Annotated in this window: 10 protein-coding genes and 6 tRNA genes; 3 read left to right on the top strand and 13 right to left on the bottom strand. The window is 45.6% G+C overall.

All coding sequences use genetic code 11. The annotated features are described in order from the left end of the window. Positions 1-412 precede the first annotated feature (412 nt). Positions 413-10384, top strand: coding sequence for an RHS repeat-associated core domain-containing protein (locus FLM48_RS13560; RefSeq protein WP_179024981.1), 9972 nt, complete (start codon positions 413-415; stop codon positions 10382-10384). A gap of 1 nt (position 10385) precedes the next feature. After that, entirely contained in the window at positions 10386-10799 is a 414-nt protein-coding gene (locus tag FLM48_RS13555; RefSeq protein WP_179024980.1) for a DUF2750 domain-containing protein, read from the top strand. Between the two features lie 162 nt (positions 10800-10961). On the opposite strand, the gene FLM48_RS13550 is transcribed toward FLM48_RS13555, so the two are convergent. From FLM48_RS13550 to FLM48_RS13490, 13 genes are all read right to left on the bottom strand, one after another. Continuing rightward, entirely contained in the window at positions 10962-11666 is a 705-nt protein-coding gene (locus FLM48_RS13550; protein WP_179026373.1) for a transposase, read from the bottom strand. A gap of 101 nt (positions 11667-11767) precedes the next feature. Further along, entirely contained in the window at positions 11768-13141 is a 1374-nt protein-coding gene (locus FLM48_RS13545) for a sigma-54 dependent transcriptional regulator (RefSeq protein ID WP_179024979.1), read from the bottom strand. After that, positions 13138-15000, bottom strand: a complete 1863-nt coding sequence (locus FLM48_RS13540) for an ATP-binding protein (protein ID WP_179024978.1) — start codon at positions 14998-15000, stop codon at positions 13138-13140. The genes FLM48_RS13545 and FLM48_RS13540 overlap by 4 nt, the downstream gene beginning before the upstream one ends. 96 nt (positions 15001-15096) lie before the next feature. Beyond that, positions 15097-16494: a TRAP transporter large permease gene (locus FLM48_RS13535; RefSeq protein WP_179024977.1), complete on the bottom strand. Its 1398-nt coding sequence runs from the start codon at positions 16492-16494 to the stop codon at positions 15097-15099. Beyond that, a complete protein-coding gene (locus FLM48_RS13530; protein ID WP_179024976.1) occupies positions 16494-17123 on the bottom strand; it encodes a TRAP transporter small permease in 630 nt (209 codons plus the stop codon). Before FLM48_RS13530 ends, FLM48_RS13535 begins: the two co-directional genes overlap by 1 nt. A 57-nt stretch (positions 17124-17180) precedes the next feature. Continuing rightward, complete coding sequence (locus FLM48_RS13525; protein WP_179024975.1) at positions 17181-18194, bottom strand: TRAP transporter substrate-binding protein; 1014 nt, start codon at positions 18192-18194, stop codon at positions 17181-17183. 259 nt (positions 18195-18453) lie between these two features. Beyond that, positions 18454-19686, bottom strand: a complete 1233-nt coding sequence (locus FLM48_RS13520; protein ID WP_179024974.1) for an MFS transporter — start codon at positions 19684-19686, stop codon at positions 18454-18456. A 318-nt stretch (positions 19687-20004) separates the two neighbouring features. Next, positions 20005-20080, bottom strand: a tRNA-Val gene (locus tag FLM48_RS13515). Between the two features lie 36 nt (positions 20081-20116). Next, a tRNA-Val gene (locus FLM48_RS13510) sits at positions 20117-20192 on the bottom strand. A gap of 36 nt (positions 20193-20228) precedes the next feature. Next, positions 20229-20304 (bottom strand) — tRNA-Val (locus FLM48_RS13505). 37 nt (positions 20305-20341) lie between these two features. Beyond that, a tRNA-Val gene (locus tag FLM48_RS13500) sits at positions 20342-20417 on the bottom strand. 37 nt (positions 20418-20454) lie between these two features. Next, positions 20455-20530 (bottom strand) — tRNA-Val (locus FLM48_RS13495). A gap of 38 nt (positions 20531-20568) precedes the next feature. Further along, positions 20569-20644, bottom strand: a tRNA-Val gene (locus FLM48_RS13490). Positions 20645-21136: 492 nt separating this feature from the next. Here FLM48_RS13490 and gltX point away from each other — a divergent pair. After that, a complete protein-coding gene (gene gltX / locus FLM48_RS13485) occupies positions 21137-22546 on the top strand; it encodes a glutamate--tRNA ligase (RefSeq protein ID WP_028774841.1) in 1410 nt (469 codons plus the stop codon). Positions 22547-22609: the final 63 nt, after the last annotated feature.

The raw sequence follows: 22609 nt of genomic DNA, 5'->3' as shown, positions 1-22609 counted from the left end.
TGAAGAGCAAGGCCTACATCTCAGAGAATGTAGCCTGCATGGTTGCGTTTGTAAGTTAAATGTTGTACTTTTCGTCAAAAAATTATAGTCAATTAAATGGTTGCGCAAAATGGACTTTGGTTGTTGTTTTCTATTATTGGTTTTTCACTATTAACAATAGGGAACGATGAGACAATTTAAATTTATGTAAAAACACCTAATTTAGTTTTTGGTAAGTCAGATTTAAATCATTAGTAGTGTGGGTTGCGCTGAGTGTTCTCATCGCGACCTTGTTATTTGGTTGTTGCTTTAATGTTGATTTCCATAGCGATAACTGGTTACGTAAAGCAGCCAAGGTTAAGGCTAAATTTTGCGTTGGATGGTATTAATTAAGATTTATCTTGTTAATACCAAATATAATAAGGTATCAAGGATGAACAAGACTGTTTTTTGTCTATTTTTTTATTTATTGGTCTCACTGCTGTCGTTTGCAGCGAATGCCACCATGAAAGTAAAGGTATTTGAGTGGCGACCTAACAATTTGCCTGTTGGTACCGCCGCTCAATTTCATTGGGACGTTGAAGGGGCTGAAAAGTGTTTTGCCACAACGGCTGGTGCGGGTAAGCCCGCTGAACGTCCTGCCAAAGGTCAAAATGTTGCAGGAGTCCATAACACTGTTGGTACCTTTGAGACTAGATGGTATTGCTTAGATAGCAGTGGTAACCGAATTCCCTCCTCATCCTCTCAATATTTAAAAGCTTCAAGAACGGTATTTGTGCCAGTACCCGCCACTCTAAGTAAATCGGCTACTTACGTTAAAGTTGGTAGCAGTGTTACTTTATCATGGAGCTCTGTCGCCAATGCAACGAGTTACCAGCTCTATAATAACAATACGCTGGTAAAGACGGTGAGTGGTACGAGTACAGACCATTCGGATTCAAGTTATGGCTGGAATAGTTATAAAGTTAAAGCGTGCCATGTAACTGGCTGCAGTGCGTTGTCGAGTGCACAAAATGTTTACTTTTATACCGGCCCAGGTGGGGTTAATAACTTGGCCGTGAATAAGGGGACGGCGCAATTAGGCGAGAGCGTAAAAATTAGTTGGAGCGTCGCTGGCGGTTCTGTGCCAGGCGTTAATTATAAAGTTATCATAGGTAACCGTGTTAGTTACGTGAGTAACACAGAAAAAACCTTCACAACATCCGAAGTAGGTAGCAATACAATTAGAGTATGGGCCTGCAATCCTGGTGGATTATGCGGCAGCTCACGTACCATCAATGTCATTGTTGTTCCCCCTGTTCCAAGCAAGCCATCACTGAGCAAGTCAGCCACTTATGTAAAAATTAACAATAGGATGTCCTTGTCTTGGCCTGCCGTCCCACATGCGACAAGCTACAAGTTGTTTGATAATGGCACTTTGGTTAAATCTTTGACCGGTACCAGTATCACCCTTACCGATACGAGCTATGGTTGGAATCGATATAAAGTGCAGGCCTGCAATAGCAGCGGTTGTAGTGGACTGTCGGGTGTACAAAATGTTTACTTTTATACCGTAACCGGCGCAGTGAATAACCTCGCTGTAGATAAAAGCACCGCGACGCTTGGTGAAACGGTTACCATAAGCTGGAGCCCGGCCGGTGGCATTATTCCTAGTGGCAAGTACAGAGTGACCATTGGCAACTCTGTCAGTGAAGTCACAGGTACCAGCAAAAGCTACGAACCCAGCGAGTTAGGTACCAACACCATCAAAGTACAGGCCTGTAATCCTGGGGTGAATTGCAGCAGTACTCGAACTGTCAATGTTAAAGTTAATCCACCAGTGCCAGCTAGAGCGGCAAAACCGAGTCGTTCTCACGCCTATCGGCCATTAGCGGCGGCTGTGACTATACTTTGGCAAGCTGTGCCACATGCGACTCGTTACGTACTTTATAACAGTAGTACAGTTATTTATGATGGTCCAAATCGAAATAAAACCCATATACGGCACACGTTAGGCGAAAGCCGTTATGCAGTAAAGGCCTGTAACGTTTCTGGCTGTGCTATTGGTTCGGAAGTGCAAACAGTTTTCTATTACAGTAAAGCAGATGCCGTCGCTAACCTTGCTGTAGACAAAGCGAGCATAATTGCTGGGCAAACCGCCAAAGTTAGCTGGAGTGGAGCAGAAGGGACGATCCCAACGACCAAATATAAAGTTACTGCTAATGGCACAACAAATCTGCAGTCAGATAAGAGCTTCAACTTTACCAGTAATGTAATCGGTACCCATACGATTAGAATTGCTGCGTGTAACCCCAGTGTTGCTTGTAGTAGTGAAAAAACGATTTCGGTCACGGTCAACCCACAAATTCCTGCTACACCACCAAGTTTTTCTGTTCCTTTAGTGACTAATCAACCTAGTATGAGTATAAGTTGGGGGGAGGCGGAGCGAGCAACGCATTATGAGTTAGCGGATGCAAGCAAAATACTGTACAGCGGCAGTGCACGTAATAAAGTAGTGACATTAGCACTGGGAGACTATGCCTATAAAGTCCGAGCCTGCAATCAGACTGGCTGTAGTGTATTTTCTCCGTTACGAAGAGGCAAAGCAGTTCCTCAAATGCAAGTTAAACAGTTTAAGTGGGTACCTGCAAGATTACCTGTTGGTGGTACTTCACAGTTCCATTGGAATGTTGAGCACGCAAAAACATGTTTTGCATTAACAGCTGGTGAAAATAAACCCGTTGAACGTCCTGGATATGGGGAGAATGTAAATGGTGTTTATGAAGAAGTTGGAGTTCATACTGCTAAGTGGTATTGCGAAGATGCTTATGGTTTTAGAATCCCAGCTGCGACAAATCAATATTTAACTGCCGATCGTGAAGTGTATTTGCCTAAGCCTGCAGCTCAAGCTTCACTTAGTGCAGATCGTACCTATGTCAAAATTAATTCCGAAGTGAATTTGTCTTGGCCAGGTGTGGAGCATGCGACGAAATATGAGCTCCTCAACAATGGCAATCACGTTAAGTTTGTCTTTGCCAATGCGGCAACTACAATAACCACACCTGATTCTGATGACACCTATGGTTGGAATCGCTACACCGTTAAAAGTTGTAATGACACAGGTTGCAGTGATGCATTATCGCCTCAAAGAAATGTTTATTTTTATACCGCTACTAGTGCAGTTAAAAATATTAAAGTCGATAAACCCAGTATCGTCGTAGGTGAGACGGTCAATGTGACTTGGGATATGGCTGGTGGTGAAGTTCCTGGCCGAACTTATCAAGTTGATTATCTAGGTGGTACAAAAAATATTATCGGCCATGAGTATCCTATTACCGATGCACCGATAGGGACCCATGAAGTTAAAGTACGGGCCTGTAATCCTGATGTGGCTTGTAGTAGCGTTGCCACTGTATCATTTACTGTTACAAACACCATGAAGGTCGAACAGTTTGAATGGATACCCGCTAGGCTATTTGCTGGACAGCAAGCCACTTTCCATTGGAATGTGGAAAATGCCAGTCAATGTTTTGCCATTACCGCAGGTGAAAATGCGCCAAAAGAACGGCCAGCCAGCGGCCACAATATTCCTGGTACCTATACTGAGGTAGGTACCCATACCACTAAATGGTATTGTAAAGATGTTCACGGCAAGCGTATTCCTCATAACACCAGTGAGTTTTTAGAAGCCCAGCGTACTGTTGATCCTGCACCACCTATGTCGGAAAATACTTTTGAATGGGTGCCAAGTCAAATTGAGGTTGGGGAAACATCGGAACTGCATTGGGATTTCGAAAATGCGGTAACTTGTACCGCACAAAGTGGTAGTCCTGAATCAGCAACCAATTTGGGTGGAAATGGTTCAACGAGCCAACTGGCATTTAATGAGCAGCAAATCCATATCTCGCGCTGGTATTGTAATGACCAATATGGTAATCGCTTTCCGAGCGAAGAGACTGAGTTTATTGAAACTGTCCTCAATGTTGGCGGTGAAGATTGGTTAAATACTAGCGAAACCCCAGTCGATGACGCAGGGGGAAGCAATAGTGCACCAAATCAATCGGTTGATATCAGCGCCAGTTGGGTGAAAGGTCAAGCCAGTGTCAGTGGTGGTCAAGCGAGCTACCAAATCCCAATTGATTTACCTCCTGGGCGCAATGGTGTACAGCCTAAGGTATCACTGAGTTACAACTCACAAAGCGGTAACGGCATTGCCGGCGTGGGTTGGTCACTTAATGCTGGTTCAACTATCAGTCGTTGTGCGGCCACTTATGCGCAGGACGGCTATACTCGAGCGGTCACCTTTAACGCCGATACCGACAGGTTATGCCTAAACGGGCAACGCTTGATGAATACATCAGGTGTTTATGGCCAAAGCGGCACTGAGTACCACACCGAGATGGACAGCTTTGTTAAAGTAGTACAATCAGGCGATATTAACGGTGCTACAACTAACTTTACGGTGCATCGTCCAGATGGCTCAGTTGCGACCTATGGTGCCAATGCCGACAGCCGATTTATACCCAGTGGACTAAACACGGTATTAACTTGGAAAGTAACCCAAGAGTCGTGGGCCAATGGGCAAAATACCATTGATTATAGCTATGATGACAGTGTGGCGGGTGAGCATCTATTGGAGGCGATTTATTATACGGGTACTGGAGGCGTAAATGGTGTTCGTTTCGTTGAGTTTGAATATGAAGCACGCAATGACAACCGTCAAAGTTATATATTTGGAGGGCAAATTGTTTCGTCTCGCCGACTAGTTCAGATTAATACCTACCTTGATAGCCAGAACCAGGTTCGTCTTTATAAGCTCAATCATACATATAGTGGGAGCTCCTCTCGAAGCCTGTTACAGAGCATCGAGCTGTGCGGCTTTGAGAATCATAACCCACAATGTGCACAACCCATTGATTTTAACTGGGCTGAATCACATCTTACCACCACCGTAGAGGCGTTGACACTTGGTGATAGCATGGCGTTTCCTGATGAAAAGGACCTATTTGAGGTGCTGCCAAAAGGTGACGCAAATGGCGATGGTGTCATGGATTGGAGTGGTATATTTGTTAATGCCGAAGGGGAGCATACAGGTACATACACAGCAAATATAAACCCGTGTTATAAAAACCGTTATCGCCTTACTGCACCTGATTGTATTGCTGTGGATATGAATCAAGATGGGTTGACAGACGATTGGCGTAATGCTAGCGGACGCTTGCAAATTAAGTTATCTGGCGGCAATTGGCAAAATACCGGTATTGATTTAGAAGCGAGTGATAAGTACAGCTTGGATGACAGCAGGCTAATTAATGCGGTTGATTATAATGGCGATAGTTGGGTTGATTTGATGGTATATCATCACAACGGGGGCTCGCCTCAGCTGAAGCTATATTTGCACAGTAAAGACCAAAATACCCCATACTCGAATAACGGGCAGCTTGTATTCTCCTACCCTGTGTTTGATAAGGATGTGACTGATTCTGTGTTGTTAGCCAGAATTGACTTTATGGGAGATATTACTGGCGACGGTAGGCCCGATCTTGTGGTCATGCCTACCCCAGCGACGGCCCAATCTTGGTTTAGCTCAACACCTTCAGTATTGCTGATGAATACACCGAGCAGCAGCGAAGTGGTCACTTTTACTGAACAAACACTTTATTTAGGTTCAACAGAAGATTTAGTTGCCCCCAATTTTAATTATTTCATCGACATTAATGGCGATGGCTTAGATGATTGGATCGGTTGGCAGAGTCTAACTGACCAAGAGGGGATCGCAGTACGACTCAACATGGGTAATGGACAGTTTGCAGCAAAACAGCTGATAACAGGAGAGGCATTAGCTACCCGGATTGAGTATGGAGCTGACCCTCACACACCGAGTGAACAAATACAGCGTGTTACGCCAAAGTTCCTAGGGGCTTTTAAAGCGTTTGACGTTAATTTTGATGGTAAGAAGGAATTACTTGTTCCTGGTCAGCGTATCTTAACGGGGTGTGCTCAGATTTATAATCGAGGCGTGCTAACGACCAGATGCGGTGATGCGCTATATGGGGCGAGAAGTTTAGGCGTTGATGAGGGCTTAGAGGCAATCGCGAGCTATCATTTTGATGATAGCATTTATCGCTTTGACTCCATTTCATTTGAAATCGATGCGCAAGGTGCAATTACCTCACATCGAGTGCCGACAGACCTGTATGGGCATGCTTACCAGTCAACTGTGTTAGACATCTACGGCACTGGATTAGCTAGTTTGTTGTTTAACCACAGGCAACAAAGTGCCACAAGCTTTAGTGGGTCTGCTGTAGGGACGCCTTTTGCTGGGTATGAAAATGATTATGGTATTTATGTCAGTCGTAACCATGGCTCAGGCACTGGTGTCACACCAAGCGATTATGCAGCCGTAGATTATCTACAATCTGTCACCGACGGCCTTGGCAATCAAAGTCAATGGCGGTACCGCCCACTATCAACGGGTGAAGGTAGTGCCGGTCAAGCTAAGATGTACCAAACTGACCATGACTATGTGGGTGATGGCTACATCCACTTTGGCTCCAGTATGTATGTGGTACAGTCTTTTGAACAAAGCAATGGTGTAGGTGGTAGCAATACTACCGAGTATGCATACAAAGGCGCTATGTATAACCTGCAAGGCCGTGGTTTTACCGGCTTTAGAGAAATTATTGAAAAAGATGTGGCACGCAATAAAACCGTGCAATCTGTCTTTAAGCAAAAGTTTCCACAGGTCAGTCTGCTAGAGTCGCAAACGGTGAAAGTGAGTGGCACGACCGTGGCGCAAACCACTAACATTTGGGCTGATAATCCACAGCACAGTATTAATGGCGTCTATCACAACGTGAATACTCAGTCACTTATTGAGCATTATGGACTCAGTGGCAGTAGTGAGCAGCGCTCCAGCACCTTGCAAACCGTTGATGCGACAGATGTCACTGAATACGGCAACATTAAAAAGCGCACTCAAACCGTGACCGACTATATCGGTGGCGTTGCAAACAGCTATCGAACAATTGTCGAAACCAATTACACACCTGATATCAATAATTGGTTCCTAGGTAAGTTTGCAGATAAAACCACTAAGACGAGGGTGATTGAGCGTAGCTGGGCAAATGACCCTTATAGTGGGGCAGATGCTGAGCAGTGGCAAACCATGACGGTTGATGAATGGCATCCAGTGCACCATAAGCCCACTACTGCGACCTATACAGCCAGTGGCAGTACCTGTAACCGAGAAGAGATTACCGAGCTTAACGATTACGGCTTACCCACTACGGTTACCATTAACGGTAGCACGAGTGATTGCACTGCTATGACCGCGCGAACAACCGGGTTTACTTACACTAAAAACGGTAGCTCATCTGCTAGTGATGGTTACTTGCCATTTACCGTGACTAACGCAAAGGTTCATGCGACTACAACCGTGTATGATATGGGGCTCGGCGTGCCGACTAGGGTTACCGCGCCAAACAGCATGATTACCGAAACGCAGTATGATGCCATTGGTCGCCCAGTGCAGGTTGAACAAACGGGTAGCCCGACCCAATACCTGCGTTATTTGTTGGCGCAAAACGGCAATCATGCACCAAGCCATGCCAAACTACTAATGCGTACGACTTCGGCGGGGATGCCGACTCAAGAGGTGTACTCCGACAGTTTAGGGCGCCAAATTAGAAGCGCTAGCCAAGCATTTGATGGTAGCAGCTATCAATATGTGGATAAACGCTATGACAGCCTTGGCCGCCTCACCCATGAATCCATGCCCTATTATGATGGTGACATGCCTGAATTTACTATTTTCAGTAACTTTGACCGGTTCGATAGGCCAAGGCAGCGCAGTTTGCCCAACGGTCAATCAGGCGGGTTAATATCAACGTATAGCTATAATGGCCTAACGACCAGTATCACTGTTGAAGGTCGCACCATGTCGCGCACCTACGGGATGCAAGGCTTGTTGTATGAAACGGTAGATGCTGCTCAAGGCAGTAACCGCTTTGCCTATGATGGGGCTGGCAGGCCGTTGGTTATTGAAGATGCCAATGGCAATGATATTGTCGCCAGTTATAACGGCTTTGGGCATAAAACGCAGGTTGTTGACCCCAACCAAGGTACCACCAATTTTGGTTATAACACCATAGGCGAGCTCGATAAGCAAACCGATGCTAATGGTGCAATACAACGCTTTAGCTTTGATACCTTAGGGCGAGTGACAACTAAATCCACCAGTGGCAGTCATGCCAATGGTTCGGCAAGTTTTGTTTGGGATACTCGTAAACAGGGGATGCTCAGCACAGAAACTGAAAATGGTATTACTCGCGACTATACCTACACCAGTGCAATGCAACTGGCCAGTAGTTCGGTAAGAGTGGCCACAAGCGAAGGCGGCGACAATGTCACCCGCACAATAAACCATCAGTACGATAGCTTTTATGGCCGCCCTAAAGGGGTCAGCTATCCAAATGGTTTAACACTGGAATATGTCTATAACGATAGCGGTTATCTATATCAAACCCGTAATGCCGCGTCTGATTACATTTACCAAACCGTGACAGAAATGGATGCCGCAGGTCATGTAACGGGTAGCCAAATGGCCAATGCCTTGTTAACGCAAACAAGTGTGTATAACAGTGAAGGCACCATGGCGAGCACCCAAGTGACCTCGGCCCTAGGCACGCTGCACGCGCATTATTACGATACCTATGACAGCTTCATGAACCTAGTTGAGGAACGTAATGGTGTAACAGGATTAGAAAAAGGCTACCAATACGATAGCCTGAATCGCTTGACCCAATACACCTACAGTAATGCAGGCTTTGCCCTAAATGGCAGCAGCACGCCTTTTGCGGCAACGGTGGACTACGACTACGATGCCGTGGGTAATATTCTCTATAAATCCGACTACAGTCGCAGTCAGTCCAACGCTTATGAGTACAACAATGGTTGCTTAGCTGGCAGCAATGCTGGGCCGAATGCGGTATGTGCTATTACTAAGCTAAATGGCTCGCGCGTGCAATTTAGCTACGATAGCCGCGGTAATTTAGTCAACGGTGATGGGCTTACCATGACCTACAATGCGCTGGATAAACCATTAACTGTGGTAGGGCGAGGGCCGAACAACAACACCAGCACTGGTTTTGTGTATGGCAGCGATAATATGCGTGCGCTACAAACCCGTAGCGTCAGTGGTAAAACGACTAAAACCCATTATGTCGATAAGCTATTTGAAGCAGATAATGATGGTAGTTGGCGCGCTTACATTGGTGATATTGCGGTATTGAGTTACACCCCAGAGCGCAGTCATCAGTTACTGTACACCTTGCGTGATAGACTGGGTAGTGCAACGACCATGGTCGATCACCAAGGTAATATTATCTCGCATCGCTACTTTGACCCATTTGGCCGAACGGCGACCGACAGTGTGGCTGGCAGCTTAGGCGACCTGATTGAGACCAATGGCAATCGCCGCGGCTTTACCGACCACGAACATTTGAATGAGCAGCAGCTAATTCATATGAACGGGCGGGTGTACGATTACAACATGGGCCGCTTTATGTCGGTGGATCCGTTTATTCAATCGCCGACGTCGACCCAGAGTGTTAATCCGTATTCATATATTATGAATAACCCGCTGGCTGGGACGGATCCAACGGGGTATGTGGCGGAGGACGAGACCATGACAGGCTCAAGGATTAAAGGTGTAGATACTGGAGCACATGGTGCAGCTTTTGGAGCAAGAGCTGAAATGGGGAGGAAAAACAAGAGCGACTCAGGTGCAAATAAGTCACAATCGACTCAGCAGACAGATGTTAAGGCTAATAATATTGGTGGGCTTGAGTCTGTATCTAACCAAAGCTATGGCAATGACCCTAATTTTGCGGCAGGCTATGATTCAGCGAATAAAGGAGATATGTCTACTGTGTTATCATGGACTCCTTTAGGCCAAGCAGTTGACGCAGCAAAATCTACTGCTGAAGGTTTTAAGGCGGGTATTGATGAGTATCAAGAGACAGGGAGTCTTACTGGAGCTGCATTCGTTGCTGGTAAAGCAGGCGCTGAAGCTTACGTAGAGAAAAAGTTGAAGCTAGGGAGGGGGCCCGATGTTGTTAAGGGGGCTGGCCGACAAGGAAAACAGCCAAGACTCAGGGAGATGATGAATGATCCTAAAGTTAGCTCAGCTGATAGAGGTTGGCTGAAGAATGATGCTCGACATATAGAGTTTGGAAACAAGTCTGGCTTACGTATCCCAAGAAACGGAAGGAATTCTCCCGGCCGTAAAGCTCAAGACAAAGGTTATGAGTTGGCACATCCTCATAATGCTCCAGCTAGCAAAGGCAATGGTTATGCAGGATCAAAGCTGAAGAATCATGCAGATCATAAAGTTGAAACCCGCTTACAGAAGCATAGGTACTAACATGAAGAGCTATAACAAGATGCATGAAAAACAAATAGAGAATTTGCTTAAGCAGTCTCCGGAGCAAAGATATGAGTATTTTGTTCGCTACAGTGCTGATTTTGAACAAGTCTGGGGGCTAGTTGTGGCAGATGATAACTGGGTCATTTTCAAAGATGCTGACGGAGAAGAAATTTTCCCACTTTGGTCCCATCCTGATTTAGCAGAAGCGTGCTGCTTCGAAGAACATAAACAGATGGGGGCTAAGCCCCAAGCAATAGGTTTGGAATCGTTCATTAAAAACTGTATTCCTGACATGGTTTCTGATGGTGTTTATTTTGGCATATTTTATGACAAATCGAGAGTTGGGCTAGTAGTTGAAGGTGAGGTATTAAAAGTCGAACTTGAGGAAGAAGTGCGAACTGTATGGGAATAAAGAAAAGCGGGGTCAGAGAAGGGAAAAGTGAAAAGTGGGGTCAGAGTAAACTTTTTGCTCTGGCCTGAGTAGTGGCCTTTGCTGGTCGCCCCATTTTCTTTGGTCTGATGCTTTTGCCTGTGAGCAGTTCTATTTTGGAAAGTGGGGTCTTGGAAAGTGGGGTCAGAGTAAACTTTTTGCTCTGGCCTTTGCTGGTCGCCCCATTTTCTTTGGTCTGATGCTTTTGCCTGTGAGCAGTTCTATTTCATCCTTAAATTTATCATTGCCAATCGCCATACCTTTATTAGTCGCGAGACGAATATCTTCAATCAATTTATTGGCTAAATGATGTTTGAACAGTGCTCGATATGCCGCCTTTCTAGTATCTGGGTTTTGATGTATTGCTAGGTATATCGCATGAGGAGTGCAGAGTTTTGATAACCTGCCCAGAGCATTGATTTGATAACTCGACCATGGATATTCAGCGGGGTCGTTAACCATGTTTGCCCTCACAGGATTGAGCTCAATGTAACGATATAGGTTGAGTAAGTATTGCTCAGACTGAACTAGACATGATTTATAGCGCCCCTCCCATAATGTTCCTGTACGTCGGTAGGTGTGATTAAAGTACCTAACATATTGCCGGCCAAGAGATTGCATCATAAGACTAATGGCATTATCAGCTTGCGGCGTACAGAGTATGTGAACATGGTTCGTCATTAATACCCAAGCGTGTACGTCGACTTGATATTTGTCGGCATAGTCTTTTAGCCAGCCAATGTAAGCCTCAAAATCTTGTGTTGCCGTAAAACAGGTTTGGCGGTTGTTGCCACGCTGGATGATATGTTGGGCGATGCCAACAGGGCTGATTCTTGGTTTTCTGGGCACTTGCAAGTTCCGTTTGCAATAAGAGCGAATCCGCTGAGTATAGTTGAACGATGTTAATTCAACCTGTTTTAGTGTCATCTAAATTGCTTTAACTTATTCAGTTAATTGTTAGCGACAAAGTGCTTCCGGTTAATAGCGTATTTTTGCATTTTGTCGTACAGGGTTTTTCTTGGCAGTTCGAGCTGCGCCATGGTGAGCTTGATACTGCCTTTGTGCAAGCTCAGTGATTCTTCAATGAGCATTTTTTCGAAAAACTCCACCCGCTGCTGCAGTGACATGCCGCTGCTAATTTGTGGTTGCTGCGCCAGTGATGTGGCAAAAGCCGCGTCAGCACCAAGTAGCACGTAGCGTTCGGCAAAATTACGTAGCTCGCGCACATTGCCTGGCCAGTCATGGGAAGTCAGAATCGCCATCTGCTCTGGTGAGAGGGCGATATGCGCTTTGTGGTAACGAGTTGAAGCAATACGGGCAAAATGCAGAAATAGCAACGGGATATCTTCTCGTCGGTCACGCAGCGCAGGAATAGGCACAGTGACTAAGTTGAGCCGGTAGAGTAAATCTTGGCGAAACTCACCATGCTCACACAGTTCGCTTAAGTCTACTTTGGTGGCAGCAATTACCCGAATGTCTAACTGGATGGATTTATTGGAGCCTAAACGCTCGATACAGCGGTCTTCAAGCACCCTAAGTAACTTAACTTGCAGCGATAATGGCGTGCTTTCAATTTCATCTAAAAACAGCGTGCCGCCGCTGGCATATTCAAATTTACCTACGCGGGTTTTGTCTGCACCGGTAAATGCGCCCGACTCGGCGCCAAACAGCTCGCTTTCGATTATTGTTTCGGGAATGGCGCCGCAGTTAATGGCAACAAAATTAGCCTGATGCCTAATGCTGTGATCATGCAAATAGCGCGCGACCAACTCTTTACCCGTACCCGTTTCGCCATCAATGAGTACATCAGCGGGCAAGTCGATCACTTGGTCGATAATATGCCGCATTTGGTTGATACCCGGGCTGTGGCCCAAAATACGAGGTCCAGGGCGGCTGTGGCTTTCAAGCTCTTTCTTAAGGCTACGGTTTTCAAGGGTTAGGCAACGTTTATCAAGAGCGCGTTTTACGACATCGAGGATATGTTCGTTGTTAAATGGCTTTTCTAAAAAGTCATAGGCACCTTTTTTAAGCGCATCAACCGCCATGGCGATATCGCCATAACCGGTCAGTAATATGACGGGTAGATCGGCGTCTCGTTGCAACAGTTGATTGAGTAAACTCACGCCATCCATCTGTGGCATATTGACGTCGGTGATCACTATGCCGGGCCAATTTCGCGGTAGGGCATCGAGTAGCAATTGGCCATGGCTGATAGTGGCAGCTTGGTAGGATTCTAGGTCAAACAGTTGCACTAAAGCCGCACCAATCAGTGGCTCATCATCAACCACAATAATATTAAGCGCATCGATATTAGCTAAACTCATTGGCTATCTCCGTTGTCTGCAACAGGCGGATTGGCTGCAGTTGCAGGCATATCATAAGCGGGCAGCGTAATGGTGAATATCGCCCCATGAGTCGGGGCATTCTGGACACTGATCTTGCCATTCATGGCTTCGATGATGCGCTGTGAAATCGACAAACCTAAGCCTAAACCATGACTTGAGCTGGTGTAGTAGGGATCAAAAATTCGCTCGATTTTGTTTTCTTGGATCCCGGTGCCTGAATCAGAAATGATCACTCGCAGTGGTTGGTCGCTCTGGGTGGCAATGTGCAAGCGTTTACTTGGGCTGTGGTTCATTGCAGAAATCGCGTTGCTCATAAGGTTGACCAACACTTGCTGCAAACGAATGCTATCGCCCCAAATCTCCAATTTGTCATGACTTAAACTCAGTTGTAGAGCGACGCCTTGCTTATCGATTTCTGGTTGGACTATGGTCAGGGAATCTTTAATGCATTGGTGTAAGTCAATGGCACTGTCTTGGCCATGACTTTTACGGGTGAAGCTCTTAAATTGCGCCACTATGGCAGCGAGACGGTCGGTCAGGGTGATGATGGTATCAACATTGGTTGACACCATATCCAATCGGCCACGTTCGACCATGGTTTTGGTGTTTTGCGCGTAGCTTCTAATCGCGGCTAATGGCTGATTAATTTCGTGGTTAATACTGGCTGATAAGCTACCAATCACGGTGAGTTTTGCCGCTTGAATCAGCTCATCTTGGGTGTCTTTAAGTTTGGCATTACTGGTTTCAAGTGCTTGGGTGCGACGTTTGACGCGTTGCTCTAGTTGCTGCTTTGCGTGTTGCATCTGATTGATATTTTTGCGCCGTTCAAGACTAAACAATAACGCTAAAGCCGCCGCCACATATAAGGCAGCATATAACAGTAAAATAGCCGGCAAGCGTTGATAAACTGGCTTTACAGGTGACAGCAAATGCAAGCGCCAGCTGGCTTTATTCATGATGGATTTAATTTCTAAGTAGCGCGCGTCGGGGTGATCAGCTTGGTTGATACTAAACAGCCGATACTTAACCCCGCTTTGATGGTAGCTTGGGTCAATTTTTAACTCGGTGATCACTCGGTTTGCATAGCGTTTACTGTTATTAATATTAATTTGTGTTTGCTGATCTAGCGGTAAAAATGATTGCAAGCGCCACTCTCTTTGACTAGACAAAAAGATGATGTTGTCGAGATCTGAAATGGCAAATTCGTAGCCGCTGCCGCGAGCAATACGGGTACTTTGAGTTTCGATATCACTGATGTCGACTTTAACCACAATGACACCAATCACTTGTTTGTCGGGTGCTGCTGCCCCGGCTCCGGGCTTAGCACTGGGATAGATAGGATAAGAGAAGTAAAAACCGCGCTTGTTGGAGGTTACCCCCACGGCAAAATAGCGGCCTAAGTTACCAGCGATGGCGTCACTAAAATAGGGCCTAAAACCAAAGTCTTTGCCAACAAACGAGTAACTGGTTTGCCAATTACTGGCGGCCACAGCAACGCCGCTGCGATTAATTAAATAGATATCCAGCGCTTCGGTAATGTTTTGTACCTCTTCGAGGTAGGCATTTACATCAGTTAAGGCTTGGTTATCGTCTTGATGGGCTAATGCTTCGCTTAACAGCGGGTTTGTCGATAACACATGGGGAATACTTTCATAGCGTGATAAGGCGCCATCAATAAAGCTTTGCAGCTCTTTCATCTGGGTTTGGGTTTGTGCTTTAGTTTCTAGCAGTCCTTGGTCTAGGTGAAACCAATAGGCAACCTTCAAGGTTAGGGCTAATCCTAGGGCGAAGACTAAAATCACCCTAATATGTTGCTTATTCTTTTTTGACAATGGCATATCTACACATCCAAGTGAACACACATTGAGCCTAAGGCAGATCGCTTTGCTGCCGCACCTTTAGGCTCGCTTAAATGTTGCGCTTAATCAAGCACTTTAATAACCATTGATGGAATCAATATACTCAGGCAAAAATAGCGATATTTGCGGTATATAAGTAATTAAGCCTAAGAACAGTAACAATAATGCTAACCACGGTAGGCATGATTGTATCACCCACCCCATACTCTTACCTGTGATGCCTGCGGTAACAAACAGATTTAGACCAACGGGCGGCGTTAACATACCAATCTCCATATTGACCACCATGATGATGCCAAGATGAATAGGGTCAATCCCGAGTTGGGTGGCAATGGGAAATAAAATGGGGGCCATGATCAGCAAAATGGCTGATGGTTCCATAAAATTACCGGCTGCCAATAACAACAAGTTGACGATGATGAGAAAGCCCCATACTGGCAGGCCCATTCCAACAATTGCCTCAGCAATGATGTGCGGGATACGCTCAGTGGTTAACACATGGGCAAACAACATGGCGTTGGCGATAATAAATAGCAGCATGATGCTGACTTTGGCGCCGTCTCTGACCACGTGCCTCACTTCTTTATCCAGTGGCGTTTTAAGCAAGCCGCTCACCATGGCAATGAGGTTGCGCACTACTGCTTTAATGATGGGCTCACGCGTTTGTCGCCACGCCACAGATTTAAGTGGACCAATATCGCGATAGCCAAATACCGCAATAAAATAAGCGTATACACAAGCTACTGCCGCCGCTTCGGTAGGGCTTGCGACACCGCCGTATATCGACCCGAGCACGATAAAGATAAGCGCTAGTCCTCCCATCGCTTTAGCACTGGAAATTGCCAGTACTTTTACTCCAGGAAAGGGGCGAGAAGGTAGCTTTTTAATGCGCGCAACGACATAGATTGCCAACATGAGTAGCAGCCCCATCATGAGACCCGGGATGAGACCTGCCATAAACATGCGTGCAGCGGAGACTTCAGTCGCGGCGGCATATACCAACATCACAATTGACGGAGGGATCAATATCCCTAAGGTACCAGAAGTGGTGATAACCCCAGCCGCAAATTTTTCTGGGTAGCCCGCTTGTACCATACCAATAATCACGATAGAACCAATGGCAGCGACGGTGGCAGGCGAAGAGCCAGATACCGCTGCAAACAACATACAGGCCATAACTGATGCCATGGCTAACCCGCCACGAATATGGCCGACACTGTCCATGGCAAAATTAATGATACGTCTAGCAACACCACCGGTAGACAGAAATGCTGACGACAGAATGAAAAAGGGGATAGCCAGTAAGGTGTAATGTTCCGAGGCTGACTCGTACAGTTTCAGTGCAATCGATGCGAGTGAGTCATCTGAAAACAGCATGATAGTTAACATGCTTGAAAACCCAAGTGCTATGGCAATTGGCATACCTATCAACATACAGACAAACAGGGCGATGAACAGGGTTGCAATAGTCATTATTGTTTCTCCTTGGTGTGCTCTTTGGCGAGTTCATCAGCTAACTGCATGCTTTCTTTTGCTTCGTCGGCAAGGTGAAATCCGATCGCTTTGTTTTGTACAATAGCGATAAACAGCTCTATAAAGCGCCAGCTCAATAGCCCAAATCCAATCAGTAAAATACTTTGCGATAGCCATAGAGGCACCGCAGGCTCTTCAACATCAATGCGAAAAATCTCCCAAGCTTGGTCCGGGTCCAACTGACTTACCAAAAAATGTGGAAAATCGATATCTTCCATTGGCACGCCAATTTCGTACATTTTGGCGAGGTAGTCCCAACTGCCTTTTAGAAACATGGCGCAATAGACTAAGCAGATTGTGGTTGCCAATAGGGCAACGTACTTTCGTGGTCCCTTGGCTAGCTTAGAAACAAAGGCATCAACACCAATATGCGCGCCCACTTTGACGCCATAGGACATACCAAAGAGCACAAACCAGCCACTGAAGGTCAAGGTCAGCTCTTGGATCCATAAAAATCCGGTGTTAAAGAAAAACCGCGCAATGACTTCAGCAAAAACCAAAACCGTCATTGTGGTAATGAGTAGATTGAGAAAACCTTCCTCAAAATGTGCAAACCAACGAGCAAACATCGCACTCTCCTTTCATTTGAGTAGCCACTGATAGCAACAGCAGTGGCTATATCAGGCTTATTGACGGTTAGAGGCTTCGGCTGCTTTGATCATGTCTTTGCCGATTTTGGCTTCAAACTTAGACCACACAGGTTTCATCGCTGCAACCCATTGCTGGCGTTGCTCGGCGGTCAATGCCACCAACTTAGAACGCTTAGAGTCTAAAATGGCTTGTCTATCTTTGTTGACCTTAGCGGCAGCAATGTCATTGCCGTAGGCAATCGCTTCGTCTAACGAAGCTTTAATCACATCGCGTTTGTCACTAGGGAGTGCTTGCCAGAAACTGTTTGAGGTAACGACCATATAATCAAGCAGGCCGTGGTTACTTTCGGTTATATGACTTTGTACTTCATAAAACTTTTTCGAATAGATGTTTGACCAGGTATTTTCTTGGCCATCAATCGCACGCGTTTGCAGTAAAGTGAAAACTTCAGAGAAAGGCTTTTTAACCGGAATGGCATCGACCGCTTGAAATTGCGCAGCGAGGACATCAGAGGCCATAATGCGGAATTTTTTGCCTTGGGCATCTTCTGGCAGAACAAGCGGCGTGCTGGCAGAGAACTGCTTCATGCCATTATGCAGGTAGCCAAGACCCAAAATACCTTTACGTTTCATTGAGCGTAGTAGCTTTTGGCCGCTTTCACTTTGCTGAAAACGGTTAACTGCGTCCATATCTTCAAATAGGAAGGGCAGATCAAACAGTTGCAGTTTCTTGGTGTAACGTTCAAATTTTGAAAGTGATGGCGCCACAAATTGTACGTCATCAAGCAATAAGGCTGACAGCTCATTGTTATCACCAAATAGCTGCGAGTTTGGGTAGACACTGACGACGTACTCACCCGGTAGACGCTCCTCAACCAGTGACTTAAATTTAAGTGCCATTTGACCTTTTGGCGTGTTTTCTGCCACAACATGAGAGAACTTTAGTTCAACGGGTGCCGCTAAGGCTTGTAAACTGGCAGACATCAGCAATGTTGCCGCCGCAATTTGAGCTAAGGGTTTGAGCAGTGAGGTACGGGTTATTAGTGACATAGTGATTCCCTTTGGTTATATATTTTGTTTAGGTCCCCTAACTGCGGCCAATACATTTGCAGCTTATCGTTAAGGGTGACTACCTAAAGGGAATAGCAATTCGCGAGCCAAGCCTGTTGCTTTTTTGTTATTTGATTTGATAACAGGGTGTTGCGGGTTGGTTGCTTATTTTGGTGTTTATTTATTAGGGCTAAATCGGTGGGATTTCATCCATTGAATGATGGCAAATGAGTGGAAAACCACCCATTTGCCTTCGCAGTCAACGGCTCGCTTGTTGCCAAAGGTTGGCGCGATAATGACCATGATAGAAGAGTGCGGCCGCAAGTGCGGATATGACGGCGCCAAATAGTAGCGCAGCACGCACATCAAACATGGAAAATAGCCCACCCAAGAGCGCAGCAACTAAATTACCTAAGCAAAAAATCGTTACCAAAATACCCATTAGTTGACCTTGAGGGCGTTGCTCATATGCTGTTGAAAGGTATGAGGGCAGAAAACCATTGTAGATGGCGATACCCACTCCCATTAGCGCAAACGTGGCCATAAACAGTATCGAGTGGGTAAAGGCAAACAAACTCAATGCAGTGGCAAACAGCAACATACCAATAAGCCCGGCTTGAGCATGGTTAAATCGACGCTGAATTTTGGGGTTAAGCAAGATGCTGGCCGCAATCATGCAAGATGTCAGTAGCACCGTAACCCAGCTTATATCCACCGAGGTATATTGATATTGGCGAACTAGGTGAAGCGGATAGTATTCGTAATATAGATTCACGCCTGTGGTTAGCATTAAATACAGTAAACAAAAGCGGCGAATTGCTGAATCCTTAAGTAACGCCAAACTAGACTGTTTTTCTGCATTTTCAGCTGCAATATCTAAGCTGTTTGGAAGACTAATATGGCTTAGTAATGCACAAAATAAACAGGCGGCTGCCGCAATCCAAAATACGGCATCAATGCCAAGTAAAACCAGATAACCGCCAGCAAGCGGACCAATTAAATAGCCGCCATAGCCCATGGCACTAATGAGTGAAAAGCTGCGTGTTTTATCAATAGTCGGGTGAAGATCAGCGGCAATAGCACGGGCAATAGAGATGTTTCCCTCACATAAACCGGTAAAAAATCGTGCCAAACAAAACAGTAAAAACTGTTCAGATAATGCAGCCACTGCGGTTAAGCCATAACCTACGGCGCTGCCAAGTAGAGTCAGTGTCAGTAGGCGCTTACGACCAAATGAGTCAGACAGTGAGCCTATCATGCTACTGCCAATGATGATGCCAAGTGGATAGATACCTAGCACTAGCCCAAGCAGTAGTTCAGGTGGCAAGCCCATAAACTGCGTGAGTTCGGAATTAGCTTCAGCAAACAGTGGCGCTAACACGGGGTAGGGTAGCGCGATACCCGCCACGCTGATTAAGGTAACGAGTAACGTCACCGCCAGTATTTTTTGGGCTTTTACAGTCGCTATATTGCTTGAAGTGAGCTCTGTCATGGCTGTTGAGTATTTGAATGAGTTATTCAAACTATAAGAGCAACGTCTAGTTAAGTAAATAAAAAACTTTACTTAATTGAGGAGTGAAAATAAATCTGCATTTAAAACAGTATCATAATATGAATATTATATTTGAGGGTATTGATAGGCTAGCTGTGTAAACCGTCATTTTGGTACAGAATGATTGATGCTGACAAGGTACTTCATCTCGACAAAGGGGAGTATAGATAACGGCGAATCATTCAACGACAGTTTGTCGCTCAGCAAAAAACTAAGAGATTGACTTTATGACTGACTAAATGGGGAGTGTAAAGAAAATGGTGGTCGATACTGGGCTCGAACCAGTGACCCCCTCCTTGTAAGGGAGGTGCTCTCCCAGCTGAGCTAATCGACCTGGGATATATAATGTTTTAATTCTTTATAAAAAGAATGGTGGTCGATACTGGGCTCGAACCAGTGACCCCCTCCTTGTAAGGGAGGTGCTCTCCCAGCTGAGCTAATCGACCTGGGATACATAATGTTTTAATTCTTTATGAAAAGAATGGTGGTCGATACTGGGCTCGAACCAGTGACCCCCTCCTTGTAAGGGAGGTGCTCTCCCAGCTGAGCTAATCGACCTGGGATTACATAATGTTTTAATTCTTTATGAAAAGAATGGTGGTCGATACTGGGCTCGAACCAGTGACCCCCTCCTTGTAAGGGAGGTGCTCTCCCAGCTGAGCTAATCGACCTGGGATTACATAATGTTTTAATTCTTTATGAAAAGAATGGTGGTCGATACTGGGCTCGAACCAGTGACCCCCTCCTTGTAAGGGAGGTGCTCTCCCAGCTGAGCTAATCGACCTGGGATTTACACAATGATTTTAATTCTTTAAAAAAGAATGGTGGTCGATACTGGGCTCGAACCAGTGACCCCCTCCTTGTAAGGGAGGTGCTCTCCCAGCTGAGCTAATCGACCTCGCTGTGTGGGGCCGTATTATAGGGACGGTAGAACGACTGTCAACGGTTTTTTATAGAAATAGATTAGTACGCTTTAATTTTGCTCGCCTTGACGAATACTTGTGCATTACAAGGTAAAGTTGCTTGAAATGTCAGCATAAAAGTCAGCATTTCTATGTATAAATGAATGAGCACCTTCTCTATTGTGTCGCTGCCAACCTGATATAGGCTTAACTGTAGCCAAATTTTTGCCTATTTGTGTTGCACAACACAAATAGGTAGCGACGATTTCAGCTTATCAAACTCGTTAGCTTTGCCTTCAACGGACACAGGGCGTGCCACGGGGTGACTAGCGTGCTGGTTAGCCATCAAAAATTACTTGGCATTCTCAGCATTTTCGTTAAGGAGTATTTTGTCAATTCTTTATAGGCTGCTAGAATACGCCACACGATTTTATGTATAGCCTCTTTTATTGGGCTCTTTTTTTTAAAACATAGGTTAATGTTCAAATATGACGATTAAGACACGCTTTGCGCCAAGCCCAACAGGTTTTTTGCACGTAGGTGGAGCTCGTACCGCTCTTTATTCTTGGCTTTATGCTCGCGCCAACCAAGGTGAGTTTGTCTTACGTGTTGAAGATACCGATCTTGAACGTTCAACGCCAGAAGCGTGTGCTGCAATCCTAGAGGGAATGGAGTGGCTAGGTTTGACCTGGGATGAAGGTCCTTATTACCAGACAAAACGTTTCGATCGCTACAATGAAATTATTGCTCAAATGTTAGAGCAGGGCACAGCGTATAAATGTTATTGCTCGCGTGAACGTATTGAAGCTATGCGTGAAGAGCAAGCCGCAAAAGGCGAGCAGCAAAAGTATGATGGCTGTTGTCGAGATAAGGCACCACGTGATACCGATGAGCCGTTTGTTATTCGCTTTAAAAACCCAACAGAGGGAAGTGTGGTATTTGACGATCACGTTCGTGGCCGTATTGAAATATCGAATGAACTGCTTGACGATCTAATTATTGCTCGTACCGACGGCACACCGACTTATAACTTCTGTGTGGTTGTGGACGACTGGGATATGGGTATCACCTGTGTCGTACGTGGTGAAGATCATATCAATAATACACCACGCCAAATTAATATCTTAAAAGCGCTGGGTGCGCCGGTACCTGAATATGCACACGTTGCGATGATTCTTGGTGATGATGGCGCCAAATTGTCAAAACGCCATGGCGCAGTGGGTGTGATGCAATATCGCGATGACGGTTATTTGCCTGAAGCACTATTAAACTATCTAGTTCGTTTAGGTTGGTCACATGGCGATCAAGAGGTGTTTTCGGTTGAAGAGATGCAGTCGCTATTTAAGTTAGATGACATTAATAAAGCAGCTTCAGCCTTTAATACTGAAAAACTAATCTGGTTGAACCAACATTATATGAAAGAGATGGCACCAGAATATGTTGCATCACATCTGCAGTGGCATATGGATGATCAGAATATCAATACTGACAACGGACCAGCGTTACCTGAAATTGTGACGGCACTAGCAGAGCGTGCGAAAACATTAAAAGAGCTGGCTGCTTCTAGCCGCTATTTTTATGAAGATTTCGCTGACTTTGACGAAACGGCTGCCAAAAAGCACCTGCGTGGCGTGGCACTTGAGCCTTTGACACTTATTCAGCAAAAATTGACTGCATTGACGGATTGGAATGTAGAAGCTATCCATCAGGCTATTCAAGACACGGCAAGTGAACTTGAAGTGGGGATGGGTAAAGTGGGTATGCCATTACGTGTTGCGGTAACAGGGGCAGGGCAGTCACCTGCGGTAGATTTAACCATATTCTTGATTGGGCAAGCTCGTTGTGAACAAAGAATCTCCAAAGCGATTGAATTTGTAGCAAATAGAATAAATTCCTAAAAAACGAGTTGACACTTTTGGGTGTGCTGCATAGAATGCGCCTCGCAGTTGAGGGAGATGCAG

Source organism: Shewanella sp. Scap07 (genome assembly GCF_013394145.1).
Taxonomy (GTDB): domain Bacteria; phylum Pseudomonadota; class Gammaproteobacteria; order Enterobacterales; family Shewanellaceae; genus Shewanella; species Shewanella waksmanii.
This window is presented reverse-complemented; position numbering and strand designations above follow the sequence as displayed.